Here is a 19,513-nt window from a genome sequence, read left to right on the forward strand (position 1 = left end):
AGCACAGAACTTGTCTGCTGAACCCCTAAAACCTTCCAAGCCCTCACCGACAGGGCCACGCGCGCAATCAGCGAGTACCAACCTCTGGGGTGTGGTGCCCTTCTTTTTGTTTGCGCTGATGTTTTTGTTGTTGCCCACGGCGTACCTCATGGTGGGCGCGTTTCAAGACGGCGACGGCAACTTCACGCTCAACAACATACGGGGTTTGTTTGAAGCCAATGTGCTCGACGCCTATTGGATGAGTATCAAAATCAGCGCCACGTCGGCATTCGGTGGTGCGGTACTGGGTTGTCTATTGGCGTGGTCTGCGGTTATGGGCAAGTTGCCTGCGTGGTTGCGCCCGACCTTGATGACCTTTTCTGGCGTGGCCTCTAATTTTGCAGGAGTGCCCTTGGCCTTTGCATTCTTGGCCACCTTGGGCCGCTTGGGCCTGGTCACCATGCTGTTGAAGTCCTTGTTTGACATCAACCTGTACGCCACCGGGTTCACGATTTTGAGTTTCTTTGGGCTCACGCTGACCTATTTGTACTTTCAGATTCCATTGATGGTCCTGATCATTACGCCCGCGCTCGATGGTTTGAAAAAAGAATGGCGCGAAGCGAGCGACTGCCTAGGAGGCACCGCCGTGCAGTACTGGCGCTATGTAGCACTGCCGGTGCTATGGCCTAGTATTGTGGGCGCCATGCTCTTGCTGTTTGCCAATGCTTTTGGTGCAGTGGCAACTGCCTATGCTTTGACGGGCAGTTCGCTCAACATCGTGCCAATTTTGTTGTTCGCGCAGATTCGCGGCGACGTGTTGCACAACCCCAATTTAGGTTACGCCATGGCCCTGGGCATGATTGTGATTACTGGGCTGACCAACGCGGGTTACATGCTGCTGCGTAGCCGTGCAGAGCGGAGAAGCGCATGAAAAAAGAATCCCGTTTAGGCGCTTGGATCGCCATGCTGGTGGGTGCCAGCTATTTTCTGATTCCACTCATCGCGACCTTTGAGTTCAGCCTGCGCATGCGCAGAGGGGAATACAGTTTTGACGCCTACCGCGTGGTCTTTGCTGACCCGCTGTTTCAGCAGACCTTTGGCTACTCCATGCTGATGGCGGTGGCCACCATTGTGGTGGGTGTGTTGCTCAGTGTGCCTACGGCCTATTGGGTGCACTTGAAGATGCCCAAGCTGCGCCCGTGGGTGGAATTCGTCACTTTGCTGCCGCTGGTGATACCGGCCATCGTGATCGTGTTTGGCTATCTGCGCATGTACAACAGCAGCTCCATCATTCCGCTCACCGGTAGCGCGCGCGCCACTGACTTTTTGCTCATGTGCAGCTATGTGACCTTGTCGCTGCCCTATATGTACCGCTCCATTGATACGGGTTTGCGCACGATTGATGTGCGCACCCTCACAGAAGCCGCCGAAGTGTTGGGGGCTGGGCGCGCGACGATTTTGTTCAAGGTCATTTTCCCGAACATTACCTCTGCGATTCTGTCCGGCGCGTTTTTGACATTTGCGGTGGTAATCGGTGAGTTCACCATGGCCAGCTTGTTAAACCGCCCCGCCTTTGGCCCCTATTTGCAACTCGTCGGCGCGAACCGCGCGTACGAGCCATCGGCACTGGCGGTTATGGCTTTCTTGATTACCTGGGCCTCTATGGGCCTTATCCAAGTATTCGGCCGCAACTCCCGCACCGCGCCCACCAAATAAACAGCAATAAGAAGAGAAATACGCAATGGCTTTTCTGGAAATATCCCATCTCAAAAAACACTTTGGCAGCCAAACCGCCGTCAAAGACTTTTCTATCTCGGTAGAGAAGGGCGAGTTCATCACTTTCCTTGGCCCATCAGGCTGCGGCAAGACCACGATCTTGCGCATGCTCGCAGGCTTTGAGGCACCCTCAGAAGGCAGCATCGTGTTTGACGGCAAAGACGTCACCCACTTGCGCACCAACCAGCGTAACGTGGGCATGGTGTTCCAGTCCTACGCGCTATTCCCCAACATGACCGTGGCCGAAAACATTGGCTTTGGCCTGAAAGTGGCCAATATGCCGCAGGCGCAAATTGATGCGCGTGTCAAAGAGATGTTGGCTTTGATCAAGTTAGACACTTTGGCAGCCCGCTATCCTTGGCAAATGTCGGGCGGTCAGCAGCAACGCGTGGCGCTGGCCCGTGCCATTGCCAACAAGCCCAAGGTGCTGTTGCTCGACGAGCCTTTGTCCGCGTTGGACGCCAAGATCCGCGTGTCATTGCGCGAAGAAATTCGTGTGCTGCAGCGCGAGCTCAACATCACCACCGTGTTCGTCACCCACGACCAAGAAGAGGCCTTGTCCATCTCTGACCGCATCGTGGTGCTGAACGAAGGCAGCGTGGAACAGATTGGCACTCCTTCAGAGATCTACAACTTCCCCCGCACCCGTTTTGTGGCGTCCTTTGTGGGCACCTTGAACCAACTCCACGGTACGGTGGTCGACGTGCAAGCCGGCACCATTCAAGTGGGGGACCAAATTTTGGTGTCCACCAACCCCGTCAACGGCTTAACTGCGGGTCAGCCTTGCGTGTTGGCTATCCGCCCTGAAGCCATTCAATTGAATGCGCCCTCCGACGGCAAAAACATGGTGCAAGCTACTGTGGAAGACGTGAGCTTCTTGGGCTCCATCGTGCGCATTCGCACCCGCGTGGGCAGCGACGTCATTTCGTTTGACGTGTTCAACGACCCCAACCAGACGCTGCCTGCCCGCGGCGTGTCCGTTTCCTTGAGCTTTGCCTACGAGAATTTGTTAATCCTGAAGTAAGGCGCGCAAGACCTAGGGCTTGGGTCTTGCTGCGGCCAAGCCATGGGCGTATTCTTGGACTGCTTGCGCCTCCGCACTGTGCGGCAAGGCGCGCAGCAGTAGTTAGGGACTAGCGCACATGGGGTTCACACACCGCGTTCTGAAATGCTCCGCCTGCTTGGGGCTTTGGCTTGCCAGTGCTTGGTGCGGTGCGACTGAGTACAAGGTGGACCTGATCCAGTTTGATCCTTGGGCGATGAAAAACCCAGATGGCCAGTCCCCACGGCTATTGGTTGGCATCGTGCCTGAGCTTTTGGATGAGTTTGAGCGGCGCAGCGGCCACACCACCACGCGGGTGCTCACGCCCTATGTGCGGGTCGAAAAAAACCTAGAGAACGGTTGGAACGATTTTTCCCTGATGGCTTGGGGCCCCGTTCGCGCGGCCTATGCCAACCGGGGCACGGCCTTTGTGCCTTTGGAGTTTGGGGTGCGCGCACACAAGAGCGTCAGTCTCAAAAGCTATGCGGACTTGGCCACCATCACCACCAGTGCGCCGCGCGGGCTCAAAGTGGACCCACGCTTTGACGTCGATACCGAGTTGCGCAAAGACTATGTGGTGGACTACACCATGGGCATCAAAAAGACCGCCATGCGCCGCGACTCGCAAGCCGTGGCGGGCTCCTTATCGACGATCAACAACATCATCAGCAAGCTGCACTTGGAATCAGAGTTTGGCGACACCATCCACTTGAACACCACGCACTTCACCGTGGCGTATTCCAAGAAATCCCCCCACATTGCCGACGAGGCCCCAGTGAACGCCATTTTCAAAACCATGGTGGACGACGGCACGGCCAAACGCATTTACGACAAGTGGATGGCGGCACAGTAGCTGATTTTGGTGCAACTTGCTATTGATTAAGTAGCTGTTTGCGCAATGAGCACCAGCGCCAGCGGCACTTTTTGCCTTGAAACGTGCTTGCACCAACGATCTGGCTTCGTTAAGCCGCGTCCACTTGCACTTCGGGCCTCGCGTCCAAGAAGGCTTGCACTTGCATGCACTCAGTCTCGATACGGCGCACGGTGGGGAAGGCGTCCAAGGGTGCCGCAAACCGCCGTGCGTTGGAAATCTGGGGAATGAGCAAGCAGTCGGCCATGGTCGGGGTGTCGCCATGGCAAAAGCGTCCCGTGGCAGGGTTGTTGGCCAGCATGGTTTCCAAAGTCGCAAATCCGGTGGTCACCCAGTGGCGGTACCAGGCCGTTTTAGTCGCCTCGTCCAGACCCAAGGTGCGTTCCAAGTACTGCAGCACGCGCAGGTTGTTGAGCGGATGCATTTCGCAGGCGATGAACTGGCTCAGCGCCCGCACGCGCGCCCGCGCCAAGGAGCCGCTTGGCAGCAGTGCCGGGCTAGGGTAGGCCTCTTCGAGGTACTCGATGATGGCCAGCGACTGGGTGAGTGCCTCGGCCCCGTCCACCAAGGTAGGCACCAGCTCTGAGGGGTTGAGCGCTGCGTAAGTGGCGCTGTGTTGCTCCCCCCCGTCGCGTAGCAAATGCACGGGCACTGACTCAAAGGGCAGCCCTTTGAGGTGCAGCGCAATGCGCACACGGTAAGAGGCAGAGCTACGCCAGTAGGTGTAAAGCTTGAACATGCTCGGTGCCTTAGGCGCGCGGCTTGGCGGGTAGCACGGTGCCTGCCACTTCGCCAAAGCCAATGCGGGCCGCGCCGGGCACTTGGGCAAAGCCTTTGAAGGTCACGGTGTCGCCGTCTTCCAAGAAGGTGCGTGTCTCGCCCGAGGGCAGGCTCAGGCTGCGGCTGCCGCCCACAGTCAGCTCAATCAAAGCACCTGCTTCTTCCAGCGTGGGGCCGGACTGGGTGCCGCTGCCCAGCAGGTCGCCTGGCTGTAGGTTGCAGCCATTGACGGTGTGGTGCGCCACCATTTGGGAGACGCTCCAGTACGCATCGCGGAAGTTGCTGCGCGACAAGCGGTGGGGCGCCAGGCCTTGCTCGCGCATGGTGGCGCTTTGCAAGTACACCTCTAGCTCAATGTCGATGGCACCTGAGGCGCGCAAAGTAGCAGAGTCTAGGTAGGGCAGGGGCTGTGGGTCGTCGCTGGGGCGTGTCCAGGCTGTGCGGTAGGGCGCTAAGGCTTCCACGGTGACAATCCATGGCGACACGGTGCTGGCAAAGTTCTTGGACAAAAACGGCCCCAGCGGCTGGTATTCCCACCCCTGAATGTCGCGGGCAGACCAGTCGTTAAACAGGCACAAGCCAAACACATGGCTCTCTGCCTCGTCCAGCGCCACGGGCTCGCCCAAGGCATTGCCCGTGCCGAGGTACACCCCAAGCTCCAGCTCATAGTCCAAACGTTTGGTGGGCTCCACCACGGGTGCGGTGGCGCCTGGCTTCATCAACTGACTCACGGGGCGGTGAAAGGCCTGGCCCGAGATGCCAATGGATGAGGAGCGGCCGTGGTAGCCAATGGGAATCCACTTGTAGTTGGGCAGCAGCGGGTTCTCGGGGCGAAACAGCTTGCCAACATTGGTGGCGTGGTGCACCGAAGTGTAGAAGTCGGTGTAGTCGCCAATCTGCGCGGGTACCGCGTATTCTGCCTCGCTTTGCGGTACCAAGCAGGCGGTCAAGCGGGTTTGCTCAGCGGCACCGGTGCGCAGGGCTTGCGACAAGGCGGCGCGTAAGGCAGACCATGCCTTGGGCCCCAGCGCCATGAAGGCGTTGAGTGTGCTGGCTGCGCAGGCTTGTGCGGCTGTGTGCGCTGTGCCCGTGAACACATCAGCGCTTAAGGCGGCTGCCAAGTCCACAATGTGGTCGCCGATGGCTACGCCACCGCGAAACGCTTGGCCACTGCCCACGCGGCGAAACACCGCAAACGGCAGGTTTTGAATGGGGAAGTCGCAGCCCGCTTGGTTGGCTGAAGTAACCCAGCTTTGCAGGCTGGGGTTGTGGGTGTCGTTCAGTTGCATAGCGCTCATTGCTTAGGCTTCCACAAAGCCTTTGCCGTCGTGCATCCATGCGGCGTGTTTGGGGGCTTTTTTGGTGCGGTCCCATTCGTTGAGCATGTCCCATTTCACGCTGTTGAGCTGATTCATCATCGCAGGCGTGCCGGTGTTGAACGCCAGTTCCAAGCGGTGACCATTGGGGTCAAAGAAGTAGATGGACTTGAAGATGGCGTGGTCCGTCACCCCAATGACCTCAATGCCCGCGTCTTGCAAGCGCTGCTTGGTCGCCAGCAGTTCATCCATGCTGCCCACTTCAAATGCAATGTGCTGCGTCCATGCAGGGGTGTTGTGGTCGCGGTCCATGGCGGGGCTGTTGGGCAGCTCAAAAAAGGCCAGCACATTGCCCATGCCCGCGTCAATGAATACGTGCATATACGGATCGGGGGCTTTGGTGGACGGCACTTCGTCTTCGGCAATCGCCAGCACAAAGTCCATGCCCAGGTGTTTGAGGTACCACTCCACGGTTTGTTTGGCATTGATGCAGCGGTAGGCCACGTGGTGGATTTTTTGAATCAGCATGTAGTTTTCTCCAAGGCAGTTGCGCAGGGCGTGTGCCCCATTGCGCAATTAGAGAAGCATTTGATCTATCATTCAAGCAAGTTTTTATGATGAATATATAAGTCAATCAAATGAACGTCACCCTTAGGCAGTTGCGGGCGTTTTGTGCACTCGCCCAAACCAGCAGCTTTACCGATGCCGCCGCCAGCTTGCACGTCACGCAGTCTGCGCTCAGCGGCTTGATCAAAGAACTCGAGCAAACCCTGGGCGTCCAGGTGGTCAACCGCAGCACGCGCAAAGTGCAACTCTCCGAAGTAGGGCGCGAGTTTTACCCGCTTGCCACCAAAGTCTTGCAAGACTTAGACGGCGCCTTGGAAACCATGGCCGACTTGAAAGCGCTCAAGCGTGGCTTGGTGCGCATCGCCGCGCCACAGCTCATGTCGTGCACGGTGTTGCCCGAGGTGATTGCCCAGTTTCAGCAGCACTACCCCGAAATTCAAGTGCGTTTGTTTGACTGCATGGTGGAGAGCGTGTTGTCCAAAGTGCACAGCGGCGAGGTGGACTTTGGCATAGGGCCTGAGCGTGAGCCTATGGCCGACATCGAGGCCAAGACTTTGTTTGAGATGCCGTTTGTTGTGGTGTTCCCCAAAGGGCACCCGCTGGAGCCATTGGAACACGTGACTTGGGCGCAGGCTTTGCAGCACCCCTTGGTGGCTTTGCAGGGGGAGTTCACCCAACGTTTGCGCCTGGACCTGCACCAGTCGGTGCGGCACTTGGCGCTCAACCCTGCCAATGAGGTGACCTTTATGACCACCGCACTGGCCATGGTGAGTGCAGGCTTGGGGGTGACCACCTGCTCCCCCTATGCCAACAGCCTGATCCAGCGGCACCGCTTGCTCAGCAGGCCCTTGGTAGAGCCCGCTATTGAGCGGCGTTTCTTTGTGTTTACCCGCAAAGACCGGCCTCTGTCACCCGCAGCCTTGCGGTTTGAGACCTTTTTGATGGATTACGTGGCGTGCCACGACTGGCCCGACACGCAAAACATCGAAGACTAAGCCCTCTCAGGCCCAACCGCTTAGTGGTGGTGGCCGTGTGCGCCGTGCACATGTTTGTGTTGGATTTCTTCGCTAGACGCAGCGCGCACTTCGGTCACTTTCAAGCTAAAGCGGAGGTCTTTGCCCGCCCAAGGGTGGTTGCCGTCCAAGAACACGGTGTCACCCTTGATCTTCATGACGGTAAAGGCAATTTCTTGGCCCTCTGGCGTGCGGCCTTGCAACTGGCCACCCACCTTGACGCCAGCCGGAAAGTCTTTCTTGGCAATGGTTTGCACCAAGGTTTCATCGCGCACACCAAACGCATCCGCTGCAGCCAAAGCCAACGTGGTTTGGTAGCCCGCTTCTTGGCCATCCAGCGCTTCTTCGATTTTGGGTAAGGTGTTGCCGTAACCGCCATGCAGGTAGGCCATGGGTTCTTTGGCTTCTTCAATCAGCTTGCCTTGCGCATCAGAAACTTTGTAGCGCAGGGTCACAACGGTGTCTTTGTCGATTTTCATAGGGAGACGGTGGGGGAGTTAATAAGGAATGTGCTGATTTTCGCCGATTGGCGGGAGGCGCGGCATTGCGTGGTGATCGGCGAGTCACTGGGCAGGGGCCGATCAGCCTGCGCGATGCGGTCTTTGCCAGCTCACGCCAAGCGCAGGGCCACTACGCCACCCAGGATGATGGCCGTGCCCAGTGCACGGCGCACGGTGAATGCTTCTTTGAGCAACCATGCACCCAGAAGCACCGCAAACAGCACCGAGGTTTCGCGCAGTGCAGCCACGGTGGCTACGGGAGCTTGGGTCATGGCCCACAGGGCGATGCCGTAGGAGCCCAAGGACGCACACGCCCCCAGTGTTGCGATGGGCCAGCGCTTGCGCGCGTAGCGGGTGAACTCTCCTTTGCGTTTGGCCCACACCATCAGGCCAAAGGGCCAACCGTCTAACAAAAAGAGGGTGACCACATAGGCAATGGCGTTGCCACTGAGGCGCACACCTAGGCCGTCGATCACGGTGTACATGGCAATGATGACGGCATTGGCTAATGCAAACGCAATAGCTTTGGGCACCTTGAGAGCTTGGGCGCTTAAACCCAAGACCATGACGCCGCCGCAAATGCCCAATACACCCGCCCACGCCAAAGGTGTGAGGTGTTCGCCCAAAGTAAGGGTGGCAGACAGTGCCACCAGCATGGGCGCTACGCCGCGCATCAACGGATAAGTGAGGCCCAAATCTCCATGGCGATAGGCGCCGGTGAGGGCCAAGTAGTAGCCAATGTGCACACACAAGGACGCTGCAATATAGGGCCACGCCGCTGGCTCAGGCAGGCCAACCCACAGCACCAATGGGATGGCGAGCAAGGAGCCAATCAGGTGGATGAGGGCGGTGTCCAGGTCTTTGTCGGTGCTGGACTTCACCAGCGCGTTCCAGCTGGCGTGCAAAAGCGCCGCAAACAAAACGGCGGCAACTACGGTTCCACTGAGCATCAAATGGGGCTGGGGTTAGGCTTTGTCGGATTTGCCTGCCGCGTTGGCAAAGGTACTGAGCCAACGATCTAGCAACCACGGTGTGCGGTTGTCGTCCTCAGCTTGTTCTTTGCGTCGAATGGCATTGCGCACCATGATAGACCCCACATAGCGCACCGGCTCTGGTGGAAACTGACCCAAAGGCCCTTGGGTCAGTGGGCTGCGCGTCCAGGCATTGTCCAAGCCCAAGACCATGGAAGACAAAATCTGGCCCCCCATGTAGCTGGGCCCCACGCCATTGCCCGAGTAGCCAAAGCCGTACACGATGTGCCGCGCGCCATTGAGTTGCCCAAAAAACGGGAAGCCTGTGACCGACCGGTCCGACGGGCCGTTCCAGCTCGCCGTCATGGGCAGCTTGCCCAGCTGCGGGAAAAAGCCACGCATGGCTTGGGTGAGCTGGGCTTCGTAAGGCGAGCGCTGGTCAAACACCGGCTCCATGCGGCCGCCACGGGCAAAGGTGTTGCCGCCTTTGCCCAGCATGATGCGGCCGTCCATGGTGGTGCGGTAGTAGTACACAAAGGTGCGCGAGTCCAAGACCGAGACGCCGTCGCGCAGGCCGATGTGCGCCAAGAGTTCCGGGCAGCGCTCGGTGATGACCATGTCGCTAGACACAATGGCAATGCTGCGCTCAAACTGCTTGAAGCTGCTGGCCATCCACGCGTTCATGGCCAGCACCAGCTTGCCTGCGGTGATGCTGCCGCCGGGCGTACGCACCACCACCGGCTGGTCGGTACTGAAGTCAAGCATGGGGCTGCGCTCATAAATGCGAATGCCCATCTCCAGCGCTACACGGCGCAGGCCGCGCACCAGCTTGCCCGGGTGCACCGTGGCGGCATAGGGTGAAAACACGCCGGCCAAGTTGCGTTTGGAGCCTGAGCGCTGTGCCACTTCGGCTGCGGGCATGGCGTGGTAAGAGTGCAGGCCGCACGACTCCAGCGCAGCGATCACCGGGTCGAGCGCGCCAATGTGCACGGAAGCAGTGGCGGTGTATAGGGTGCCGTCTTGGCGGTACTCCGCGTCGATCTGGTGCTTTTTGCAAAAATCACCGATGTGTTGCACCGCTGCCTCGGAGGCGCGCACCAAGCGCACGGCCTCGGCTTCGCCAAACAGCTTGCGCAGGGTAAAGAACTTGGCCGACCAGGTGAGTACACAGCCGCCGTTGCGCCCACTGGCACCGGCCCCGCACAGGTCGCTCTCCAAGATGGCAATGTCTAGGCAGGGGTTGTGTTGCTTGGCTTGTATGGCGGTCCACAAACCGGTGAAGCCGCCGCCCACGATGCACACATCGGCGGTGTGATCGCCATGCAGTGCGGGGGCCAGTTCACCGTCTCGAAACAAGGCTTGCTCTAACCAAAAGGGACGCATCAAAAGCTCTCAGTCCAAGTTAGGCCAGCACAGGCGCGGCGGGCAAGGCGCAGCGTGCAGCCCGTGCCATGAAGTGATCCAAGCTCGGTGTTGTGCGCGTGGGGTCTTTGGCCAAGTCGTCCCACAGGCGCAGGCATACCGCCTCATGTGCGCCCTCTTGCGCTATGAATTTTGTAGCTTGCTGCGCAGTGTATACGCCGCCTTGCAAGGCAAGACTGCGCTGTGAATCGGCGGACAGGGCCGCTTGGTAGCCTGCGTGTGTAGCGCACAGGTAGCGTTTGGCGTCTACGTGCAGGCGTATGCCGCTGAGCACGCTGTCAGGAAACAGGCCGCGCAAAAAGGGGATCACGCGGTACTGGTGCACATCGTCCACGCCCGCGAGGGTGGGGGTTTCACCCATGTCATGCAGCAGGTGACCCAGGTCGTGCAACAAGGCGGCGGTGACCAGTGCGTCGCTGGCACCGGCCTCTTCGGCCAAGGCAGCGGTTTGCAAGGCGTGCTCCAGTTGGGTGACCGGCTCACCGCTGTACTGCGCGTCGCCCTTGGTGAGAAACAGGGTGCGGATGTCGTCTAAGTTGAGTGCCATGGCGTGCCTTACTGCCAAGGCAGCGAGAAAGTTTTGACGTTGGTAAAGCTCTTGATGGCTTCTTGCACGCCTTCTTTGTAGCCCAAGCCAGAGTCTTTGATGCCGCCAAAGGGCGTGAGCTCTAGGCGGTAGCCTGGCACTTCGCGCACATTCACCGAGCCCACATGCAGGGCGTTCACAAAACGTGTGATGTAGTCCATGCGGTTGGTGCACACCGAGCTGGACAAACCGTAGGCCGTGCCGTTGGAGATGGCAATGGCTTCGTCAATGCTGTTAAAGCGGATGATGGGTGAGACCGGGCCAAAGGTTTCCTCTTTGACCACCAGCATGTCGGGGTGCACATGGTCCAGCACCGTGGGGCTGTAAAGCGCGCCTTGGCGCGCATTGCCTACCAAGAGGTGCGCGCCTTGTGCCACGGCTTCGTTCACACGGCTTTCAAAAAAGCGTGCAGCTGCTTCGTCAATGACGGTGCCCATGTCGTTGCTGGCATCTGCCGGGTTGCCAAACTTCCAGGCGCGGGTCTTGGCCACCACCTGCTCGACAAAAGCATCAGCCACGGCACTGTGCACCAGCATGCGCTTGACGGCCGTGCAGCGTTGGCCAGAGTTTTTGTAAGAGCCTTGCACCGCCAAGGTAGACGCCTCGTCCAGGTCGGCGTCTTCCATCACGATGATGGGGTCGTTACCGCCCAATTCCAGCACCATGCGCCGGTAGCCGGCCTTGCTGGCAATGTATTTGCCGATGGCCACGCCACCGGTAAAGGTGACCAGGTCCACGTGGGGGTTCGTGATGAGTTCGTCCGCAATCTCGCGTGGGTCGCCGGTGATCACGCTCAGGGCTTCGGGTGGCAGACCTGCTTCGTACAAGATGTCGGCAAACAAGATGGCCGAGAAGGGCACTTTTTCCGAGGGCTTGAGCACCATGCGGTTGTTGGTGGCAATGCTGGGCACCACCTTGTGCGCCACCTGGTTCATGGGGTGGTTGAACGGGGTGATCGCGGTGATCACACCCAGCAGCGGTGCACGCTGGGTAAACACCTTGCGCTTTTTGCCGTGGGGGGTGAGGTCGCAACTAAATACCTGGCCATCGTCTTTGAGCACTTCGTTGGCGCCAAACACCAGCACGTCGCTCACGCGGCCGGTTTCGTACAGCGCATCTTTGATGCACAGGCCCGACTCGGCGCTGATGAGCTGGGCAATGGCCTCGCGCCGCTGGGTCACGATGGCGGCCGCTTTGTTGAGCACCGCCGCGCGCTCATAGCGGCTGAGTTGGGGCTGGTAAGCATGTGCGGTGGCAAATGCCTCGCGCACTTCTTCCAGCGTGGCCTTGGGCACGCGCCCTATCACTGCTTCGGTGAAGGGGTTGTAGACCGCAATGCTGCGGTCCTCACTGCGGTCTTGGCCGACCACCCGGCCTGCGATGCGCATGGCATTGAGGCGCTGGTCTTGGATGTACTGTTGAATCACGGTGTGCCTTGTGTTCAGTGGCGGGCTGCGTTACTGCGCGTAGTTCAGCGCGAGTTCAAACGCGTCAAAGTTGCGGAAGCGCCGTGCGGTGTCTAGGCCGGGCAAGCTGCGGTTCACAATCAGCGGCACGCGCTGCTCACTGATGCCACCGTGCGAGCGCAGCGGCACTTCAAGGGCGCTGAGGTCGTGCCGGGACTTGGAGGTGCCAATCACGGTAAAGCGCTCGGATACCACCACCAAGTCGCCAATGCGGTCGGCTGGCAACTCAAAACGCTCGGCTGCTTGCTCACGGGTGAGCACCACCTCCATGCCTTTGACGGCTTGTAGCTTGGCGCATGCTGCAGCCACGTCACAAGCCTGTGGCAGGTACACCGTGGCAAAAGAACCCAAGGCACCGTGGTGCACCACATAGGGGTCGGTAATGGGCAAGATCACGCGGGCGGCAGCAGCGCCCAGCCAAGCGTCAAACCAATCTTGCAGGTAGACCACGTCGGGCGTGCCGTCCATGGCTACTTTGGGGTTCATGCCGTGGTCGGCGGTGAGTGCGATCACGCAGCCCATGGCGTCGAGTTGGCCCAGGTAGCCGTCCATCATGGTGTAAAAGGCATTGGCACCCGCCGTGCCGGGTGCATGCTTGTGCTGGATGTAGTCGGTGGTGGAGAGGTACATCACATCAGGCTTGTGGACTTGCATCAAGCGCACACCGGCGGCAAATACAAACTCCGACAAGTCAGCGCTGTAAACGCTGGGCACAGGCTTGCCCACCAACTGCACCACGTCGGTGATGCCGTTGGTCTCCACCGTGGCTTGGTCCGCCTTCTCTGACGAGAAGCAAATGCCTTTCATGTGGTGGCCCAAGAGGGCACGTAGCTTGTCTTTGGCCGTGACCACGGCCACGGATTTACCCGCATCGGCCAGTGCTGCCAAGATCGTGGGGGCCCGCAGCCACTTGGGGTCATTCATCATGACTTCGGTGTTGGTGGCGGTGTCGTACAGGTAGTTGCCGCAGATGCCGTGCACGCTGGGGGGCACGCCAGTCACGATGGACAGGTTGTTAGGGTTGGTGAAGCTGGGCACTACGCAGTCAGCAACCAAACCCGTGCCGCGGGCGAGTGCGCCTTTGAGCCAAGGCATATGGCCTGTCGCCACGGCTTGTGCCAGGTAGTCAGGCTCACAGCCGTCTACGCACACGATGACAGTGGCTTGGGTGGGGAGTTGGTAGGTCTTGGCGTTGACAGTGATGCGGGTGGTGGCCACGGGGATTCCTCAGAGTGGGTTTTAACTAAGCGTGTGTTTTGGATGTTGCAGGCGTGTGACCTTGGCGGCGCAGGTCGTTGGCAATGGTGCGTTCTTTGCTCTGCATGGCGTGCTCAAACATGGCCTGCCCGGCGGCATCTGCATCTTTGGACGCAATGGCTTTCAAAATCTTTTGGTGCTCGTTGGCAGACACGGGCATCTTCCAGCCTTCAGACAGGTTCAGGCGCCTAAAGAGCGAGAGCTCTTTGATGAGCTTGCGGTAAATAGCGACCAGCTTGCTATTGCCCGTCATCTCCACCAAGCGGTCGTGAAACTTCAGGTTCAGCAGGTGGTACTGGTAGGTGTCATCGGCTTTGGCGGCTTTTTTCATGGCGTCTACCAACTCGCGCAGTTCTTTGAGCTGCTGGGGTGTGGCCTCGGTGGCGAGCTTGCGGCCCACCATCTGGTCCATGGCGGCGCGCAGGTCAAAGATTTCGATGGCTTCTTCGATCGGAATGGCTTTGACAAACACGCCACGGTTTTTCTCCGTGCGTACCAAGCCGGCTTCGTCCAGCATGCGAAAAGCTTCACGAATGGGGCCACGCGAAACGCCCATTTTTTCAGCCAGGGTGACTTCAATCAGCTGGCTGCCGGGTGGATATTCGCCCGCAAGAATGGCACGTTCAATTTCTTGTTGCACCACAGTGGCGAGTGAGCTGCTCTGTAGCAGTGCAATGGTGGGGTTGGTCACAGCGTTCATGCATGGTATTGGAGCACAACGCATTAAATTGTCAACAATCTACAAAAAACAATTGACAAGTGTGTTGCTGAATCGTTCAATTAAGAGTGAGACATGTGAGGTGACATGATTAATGGTTAAAAATGTCATCACCTTGTCACATTAAAAACTGAGCATTGCGGTCTTTCAACCAAGGAGCTTCACGTGAAAATTTCCACTGTGTCTAAGGCGCTTGTCGTAACCGGGCTGCTGGCATTTGCCAGCTTCGCGTCCGCCCAAAAAACCCAGCTGCTGGTTTACACCGCACTGGAAACTGACCAGCTGAAGGCCTACCAAGAGGCCTTCAACAAAGTCAACCCCGACATCGAGTTGAAATGGGTACGCGACTCAACCGGTGTGATCACTGCCAAGCTCCTGGCGGAAAAAGCCAACCCCCAAGCCGACGCCATCATGGGCGTGGCGGCCACCAGCTTGGCCCTGATGGACAAGCAAGGCATGCTGGAGCCCTATGCGCCCTTGAACTTGGACGCCATCATGAGCCAGTACCGTGACAAAAAGAAGGTGCCTAGCTGGTGGGGTATGGATGTGTGGGGCGCCACCATCTGCTTCAACACCGTAGAAGCCCAAAAGCGCAATATCCCCAAGCCAGAAACTTGGCAAGACCTCACCAAACCGGTCTACAAAGGCCAAGTCGTGATGCCTAACCCCGCATCCAGCGGCACGGGTTACTTTGACGTAGTGGCGTGGCTCACCTTGTTTGGCGACAAAGACGGCAAGGGCGGCGGCTGGAAGTACATGGATGCGCTGCACGACAACATTGGCCAGTACACCCACTCAGGCTCCAAGCCCTGCAATATGGCGGCCAGCGGCGAATACGTGGTGGGCATCTCGTTTGAATACCGCGCCAATGCCAACAAAGCCAAGGGCGCACCCATTGACTTGGTGTTCCCCAAAGAAGGTCTGGGTTGGGACCTGGAAGCCTTTGCCATCCACAAGGGCACCAAGAAGCTAGACGCTGCGAAGAAGTTGGCGGACTGGGCCTCGAGCAAAGACGCCATGATGCTGTACGGCAAAAACTTTGCCATCACCGCACAACCTGGCGTGGCCGCACCTTTGGCCAATGTGCCCAAAGACTATGAGCAGCGTTTGGTCAAGCTGGACTTTGGCTACGCAGCAGAGCAACGCGAACGTATCTTGACCGAGTGGACCAAGCGCTACGACGGCAAGAGCGAAAAGCGCTAATTCCCTGTACGTACCTGAGGCACCTTGGGCCACTGCATACGGTGCAGTGGCCCTTACCGACCCAAAGCATGAGTTCCACCCCTTTCCTCCAATTGCGCCAAGTTCGCAAAGAATTTGGCAGCTTCACGGCGCTGCAAGACATTGACCTTGACATTGGCAAGGGAGAGTTCGTGTGCTTTCTGGGCCCCTCGGGCTGTGGCAAAACTACCTTGCTGCGCATCATTGCTGGCCTAGAGGTGCAGACCCGTGGCCACATCTCCCAAGGGGGGCGCGATGTGTCGCTGCTGCCGCCTGCCTTGCGTGACTACGGCATCGTGTTCCAAAGCTATGCCCTGTTCCCCAACCTCTCGGTGGCGGACAACGTGGCCTATGGCTTGGTGAACCGCAACACACCGCGTGCCCACGTGAAGCAGCGCGTGTCTGAGCTGGTGAAGTTGGTCGGCCTGCCCGGCAGCGAAGGCAAATACCCGGGGCAGCTCTCGGGTGGCCAGCAGCAGCGCATTGCCTTAGCCCGCGCCTTGGCGACCTCACCCGGCTTGCTGTTGCTGGACGAGCCCTTATCCGCTCTGGATGCGCTGGAGCGCGTGCGCTTGCGCCAAGAAATTCGGGCGCTGCAGCAGTCTTTGGGGGTGACCACCATCATGGTCACCCATGACCAAGAAGAGGCCCTGAGCGTGGCCGACCGCATTGTGGTGATGAACCAAGGTGCCATTGAACAGGTGGGCACGCCTATGGAGATTTACCGCGAGCCTGCCTCGCCCTTTGTGGCCGACTTTGTGGGCAAGGTCAACGTGCTGCCTGCCCGCTTGGAGCAAGGCGAGCTGCATGTCGGCGGCATGCGCTTGCCGTTTGAGGGTGTGAGCCGCGACGTGCGCTTGTACCTGCGCCCTGAAGACGTGCTGGCCCGCCCCATTGCAGCGGGTGATGCGCATGTGTTTGACGCCCGCATCGACAAGATCGAATTTTTAGGCTCGTACTGCCATGTGCATGTGAACGCGCCTGCCTTGAATGCGCACGACTTGGTGGTCTACCTGTCGCTCAACTTTTTGTCAGAGCAGTCTTTGCAAGTGGGCTCCAGCCTGCCACTCAAGTTGCTGCCTGAGCGCATGAAGGTGTTTTGATGTCTGCCGTGCTGCCCATTTGTGCCGCTGCCCCGGTGCAGCTCAAACAACACTGGATTGACCGTCTGGCGCACGTGGCTATTGCGATCATAGCTCTGGTTTTGATAGCATTTTTGGCGTCGCCCCTGCTGGCGATCTTGGTGCAGTCCACCGCCAATGCCGATGGCAACTTTGTGTGGTTTGACAACTTTGTGGCCTACGCCAAAACCCCAGCGCTCCTAGGCAGTTTGTGGAACAGCGTGTGGGTGTCGGCCGTGGTCACCGTGATCACGCTGCCCTTGGCGTTTACCTTTGCCTATGCATTGACGCGTTCGTGCATGCCGTTCAAGGCCTTTTTTCGCGGTATTACCTTGGTGCCGCTGCTGGCGCCGTCGCTGCTGTCGGCGATCTCTTTGATCTACTGGTTTGGTAACCAGGGGGTGCTCAAGGGCTGGATGCACGCAGTGGGCATCTCCGAAATTTATGGTGCACCCGGCATCATCTTGGCCGAGTGCTTTGCCGTGTTCCCCCATGCGCTGATGATCTTGGTGACGGCCTTGAGCCTCTCCGACGCACGCTTGTACGAGGCGGCAGACGCCATGGGCACCAGCGCGCGGCGCAAGTTTTTCACCATCACCCTGCCCGGTGCCAAGTACGGTCTGATCTCTGCCGCTATGGTCACGTTCACCTTGGTGGTGACCGACTTCGGCATTCCCAAGGTGATTGGCGGCAACTTCAATGTGTTGGCTACCGACGTGTTCAAGCTGGTGATCGGCCAGCAAGACTTTGCCAAGGGCGCGGTGGTTGCCATTGTGCTTTTGGCCCCTGCATTGTTGAGCTTTGCGGTGGATGGCTACGTGAGCCGTCGCCAAACCGCCATGCTGACCGCGCGCGCTGTGCCATACCGCCCCAAGCCCTCCGCCACGCACGACCGTTGGATGACCGCGTTCTGCTGCGTGATTGCCGCGCTGGTGCTTGCCATGTTGGGCATGGCGGTGTTTGCTTCGTTCGCGACGTTCTGGCCCTACAACTTGACCCCCAGCTGGCGTCACTACACCCTGGGCCTGCTAGACGCGGAGGTGGGAGAGGCCTTTTTCAACAGCGTAAAGATGGCAGCCGGCACTGCGGTGTTTGGTACCGCCGTGGTGTTTTCAGGTGCTTACCTGCTAGAAAAAACCAAAGGCATGGACCGTCTGCGCGGACTGGTGCGCCTGCTGGCGGTGCTGCCTATGGCGGTGCCTGGCTTGGTGCTGGGCTTGGGTTACATCTTTTTCTTTAACGCGCCGAGCAACCCCTTGAGTGCGATGTACCACACGCTGACTCTTATGACGGTGTGCACCATCATGCACTTCTACACCACGGGCCACCTCACCGCAGTCACCGCGCTCAAAGCCTTGGACAGCGAGTTCGAGGCCGTGAGTGCCTCACTCAAAGTGCCATTTTTCAAAACGTTCTGGCGCGTGACCTTGCCCGTGTGTGCGCCCGCGCTGATCGACATGGCGCGCTACTTTTTCATCAATGCCATGACCACCATCTCGGCCGTGGTGTTTCTGTACGCCCCAGAGACCAAAGTGGCCTCCATTGCCATTTTGAACTTGGACGAATCCGGTGAAATGGGCGCAGCCGCAGCCATGGCCGTGCTGATCGGTCTGACCTCCACCGTGGCGACCTTGCTCTTTATGGTGCTGGGTTGGTTCGTGACCAAACACACCCAAGCTTGGCGCAACAGCGCGCGCTAGCTATCGCAATCCAAGCCCACATCTCAAACACACAGCAGGAGACACCCATGGACAGAGACAAAATACTGCTCACCCCCGGCCCACTGACCACCACCTTGCGCACCAAGCTGGCCATGCTCAAAGACTGGGGCTCATGGGACGCAGACTTTATTGCGGTCACTGCCAGTGTGCGCAAAAGCCTGCTCAACATCGTGCACGGTCAAGAGAGCCATGTGGTGGTGCCCCTGCAAGGCAGTGGCACCTTCAGCGTGGAGGCAGCTGTAGCCACCGTCGTGCCGCGTGATGGCCACGTCTTGGTCTTGGACAACGGCGCGTACTGCAAGCGGGCAGGGCGCCTCACCACCCTCATGGGGCGGCGTTGCACCATCCACGAAAGCGATGAAGCCCATGCAGTGTCTGCCAGCGTGTTGGACGGTTTGCTAGCCCAAGACCCCAGCATCACCCACGTCATCTTGATCCACTGCGAAACCGGGGCGGGCGTGCTCAACCCACTGCAAGCCGTGGCCGATGTGTGTGCGCGCCACGGCAAGGGTCTGATCGTGGACGCCATGAGTTCGTTTGGTGCTTTGGAGATTGATGCGCGCACCTGCCAGTTTGACGCCCTCATTGCCGCCAGTGGCAAATGCTTGGAAGGCGTGCCCGGCATGGGTTTTGTGTTCATCCGCAAAGCCATTCTGGACGCTTGCGCTGGCAACAGCCAGTCACTCGCCATGGACCTGTACGACCAGTACCAATACATGGAAAAAACCGGCCAATGGCGCTTCACCCCGCCCACCCATGTGGTGGTGGCTTTGGCAGAGGCTATTGCCCAGTTCGAGGCGGAGGGTGGCCAACCCGCCCGCTTGGCGCGCTACCGTGCCAACTACGAAGCATTGGTGCAAGGCATGGCAGGCTTGGGCTTCAAGCCCTTCTTGGACCCCGCAGAGCAAGCGCCCATCATCGTCACCTTCCACGCGCCCACCCACCCCAACTACGACTTCAAGCGCTTCTACGAATGCGCCAAGCAATACGGCTTCTTGCTCTACCCCGGCAAGCTCACGCAGGTAGAAACCTTTCGCGTCGGCTGCATAGGCGCCATAGGCCCCAACGAAATGCGCCAAGCCGTGCACGCCGTGGCGCAGACACTGCAAACCTTGGGGATCGCACAGGGGTGAGGGGCGGCGTGCTGGCTCAGCCCTAGTGACAGGCCCTAGCGCTCTGAGCGCAA

General features: G+C 59.0%; 19 protein-coding genes. 9 read left to right on the forward strand and 10 right to left on the reverse strand.

From position 1 onward, the window contains the following. Positions 1 to 10: 10 nt before the first annotated feature. The 4 genes from EXZ61_RS00795 to EXZ61_RS00810 all read left to right on the forward strand — a co-directional run bounded on the left by EXZ61_RS00795 (position 11) and on the right by EXZ61_RS00810 (position 3,650). On the forward strand, positions 11 to 910 hold the full coding sequence (locus EXZ61_RS00795) for an ABC transporter permease (protein WP_237219043.1): 900 nt from the start codon (positions 11 to 13) through the stop codon (positions 908 to 910). Next, entirely contained in the window at positions 907 to 1,695 is a 789-nt protein-coding gene (locus EXZ61_RS00800) for an ABC transporter permease (RefSeq protein WP_142808281.1), read from the forward strand. The genes EXZ61_RS00795 and EXZ61_RS00800 overlap by 4 nt, the downstream gene beginning before the upstream one ends. A 25-nt stretch (positions 1,696 to 1,720) precedes the next feature. Further along, complete coding sequence (locus EXZ61_RS00805; RefSeq protein ID WP_142808282.1) at positions 1,721 to 2,779, forward strand: ABC transporter ATP-binding protein; 1,059 nt, start codon at positions 1,721 to 1,723, stop codon at positions 2,777 to 2,779. 118 nt (positions 2,780 to 2,897) lie between these two features. Next, the gene (locus EXZ61_RS00810) at positions 2,898 to 3,650 is read left to right on the forward strand and encodes an amino acid ABC transporter substrate-binding protein (protein ID WP_142808283.1); all 753 of its coding nucleotides are present in this window, start codon (positions 2,898 to 2,900) and stop codon (positions 3,648 to 3,650) included. Positions 3,651 to 3,759: 109 nt separating this feature from the next. On the opposite strand, the gene maiA is transcribed toward EXZ61_RS00810, so the two are convergent. The 3 genes from maiA to EXZ61_RS00825 are packed head-to-tail and all read right to left on the reverse strand — an operon-like array spanning position 3,760 to position 6,292. Then, positions 3,760 to 4,407, reverse strand: a complete 648-nt coding sequence (gene maiA / locus EXZ61_RS00815; protein WP_142808284.1) for a maleylacetoacetate isomerase — start codon at positions 4,405 to 4,407, stop codon at positions 3,760 to 3,762. Between the two features lie 10 nt (positions 4,408 to 4,417). Further along, positions 4,418 to 5,737, reverse strand: a complete 1,320-nt coding sequence (gene fahA / locus EXZ61_RS00820; protein ID WP_201799103.1) for a fumarylacetoacetase — start codon at positions 5,735 to 5,737, stop codon at positions 4,418 to 4,420. 12 nt (positions 5,738 to 5,749) lie between these two features. Next, complete coding sequence (locus EXZ61_RS00825; protein ID WP_142808286.1) at positions 5,750 to 6,292, reverse strand: VOC family protein; 543 nt, start codon at positions 6,290 to 6,292, stop codon at positions 5,750 to 5,752. Positions 6,293 to 6,402: 110 nt separating this feature from the next. Between EXZ61_RS00825 and EXZ61_RS00830 the strand changes: the two genes are divergently transcribed. Beyond that, the gene (locus EXZ61_RS00830; protein WP_142808287.1) at positions 6,403 to 7,326 is read left to right on the forward strand and encodes a LysR family transcriptional regulator; all 924 of its coding nucleotides are present in this window, start codon (positions 6,403 to 6,405) and stop codon (positions 7,324 to 7,326) included. A gap of 20 nt (positions 7,327 to 7,346) precedes the next feature. Here EXZ61_RS00830 and EXZ61_RS00835 read toward each other — a convergent pair whose 3' ends face one another. From EXZ61_RS00835 to EXZ61_RS00865, 7 genes are all read right to left on the reverse strand, one after another. Next, positions 7,347 to 7,823 (reverse strand): FKBP-type peptidyl-prolyl cis-trans isomerase, encoded by a 477-nt coding sequence (locus EXZ61_RS00835; protein ID WP_142808288.1) that lies wholly within the window; start codon positions 7,821 to 7,823, stop codon positions 7,347 to 7,349. A gap of 131 nt (positions 7,824 to 7,954) precedes the next feature. Beyond that, entirely contained in the window at positions 7,955 to 8,794 is an 840-nt protein-coding gene (locus EXZ61_RS00840; protein WP_142808289.1) for a DMT family transporter, read from the reverse strand. A 15-nt stretch (positions 8,795 to 8,809) separates the two neighbouring features. Continuing rightward, the gene (locus EXZ61_RS00845) at positions 8,810 to 10,198 is read right to left on the reverse strand and encodes an FAD-dependent oxidoreductase (protein ID WP_142808290.1); all 1,389 of its coding nucleotides are present in this window, start codon (positions 10,196 to 10,198) and stop codon (positions 8,810 to 8,812) included. Between the two features lie 19 nt (positions 10,199 to 10,217). Next, positions 10,218 to 10,784: a phosphonate degradation HD-domain oxygenase gene (locus tag EXZ61_RS00850; RefSeq protein ID WP_142808291.1), complete on the reverse strand. Its 567-nt coding sequence runs from the start codon at positions 10,782 to 10,784 to the stop codon at positions 10,218 to 10,220. Between the two features lie 8 nt (positions 10,785 to 10,792). Continuing rightward, positions 10,793 to 12,211 carry a phosphonoacetaldehyde dehydrogenase gene (gene phnY, locus EXZ61_RS00855; RefSeq protein ID WP_142814034.1) on the reverse strand — a complete coding sequence of 473 codons (1,419 nt, stop codon included), beginning with the start codon at positions 12,209 to 12,211 and terminating at the stop codon, positions 10,793 to 10,795. A 69-nt stretch (positions 12,212 to 12,280) separates the two neighbouring features. Beyond that, complete coding sequence (gene phnA / locus EXZ61_RS00860; RefSeq protein ID WP_237219044.1) at positions 12,281 to 13,507, reverse strand: phosphonoacetate hydrolase; 1,227 nt, start codon at positions 13,505 to 13,507, stop codon at positions 12,281 to 12,283. A 25-nt stretch (positions 13,508 to 13,532) separates the two neighbouring features. Continuing rightward, on the reverse strand, positions 13,533 to 14,246 hold the full coding sequence (locus tag EXZ61_RS00865) for a phosphonate utilization associated transcriptional regulator (RefSeq protein ID WP_142808293.1): 714 nt from the start codon (positions 14,244 to 14,246) through the stop codon (positions 13,533 to 13,535). A 183-nt stretch (positions 14,247 to 14,429) separates the two neighbouring features. Between EXZ61_RS00865 and EXZ61_RS00870 the strand changes: the two genes are divergently transcribed. The 4 genes from EXZ61_RS00870 to EXZ61_RS00885 all read left to right on the forward strand — a co-directional run bounded on the left by EXZ61_RS00870 (position 14,430) and on the right by EXZ61_RS00885 (position 19,460). Then, positions 14,430 to 15,467 (forward strand): putative 2-aminoethylphosphonate ABC transporter substrate-binding protein, encoded by a 1,038-nt coding sequence (locus tag EXZ61_RS00870; RefSeq protein WP_425353596.1) that lies wholly within the window; start codon positions 14,430 to 14,432, stop codon positions 15,465 to 15,467. A gap of 68 nt (positions 15,468 to 15,535) precedes the next feature. Continuing rightward, positions 15,536 to 16,588, forward strand: a complete 1,053-nt coding sequence (locus EXZ61_RS00875; RefSeq protein ID WP_142808294.1) for a putative 2-aminoethylphosphonate ABC transporter ATP-binding protein — start codon at positions 15,536 to 15,538, stop codon at positions 16,586 to 16,588. Further along, entirely contained in the window at positions 16,588 to 18,306 is a 1,719-nt protein-coding gene (locus EXZ61_RS00880; RefSeq protein ID WP_142808295.1) for a putative 2-aminoethylphosphonate ABC transporter permease subunit, read from the forward strand. The genes EXZ61_RS00875 and EXZ61_RS00880 overlap by 1 nt, the downstream gene beginning before the upstream one ends. Before the next feature lie 47 nt (positions 18,307 to 18,353). Continuing rightward, on the forward strand, positions 18,354 to 19,460 hold the full coding sequence (locus EXZ61_RS00885; RefSeq protein ID WP_142808296.1) for a 2-aminoethylphosphonate--pyruvate transaminase: 1,107 nt from the start codon (positions 18,354 to 18,356) through the stop codon (positions 19,458 to 19,460). The last annotated feature ends 53 nt before the right edge of the window (positions 19,461 to 19,513 follow it).

Source organism: Rhodoferax aquaticus (genome assembly GCF_006974105.1).
Lineage (GTDB): Bacteria > Pseudomonadota > Gammaproteobacteria > Burkholderiales > Burkholderiaceae_C > Allorhodoferax > Allorhodoferax aquaticus_A.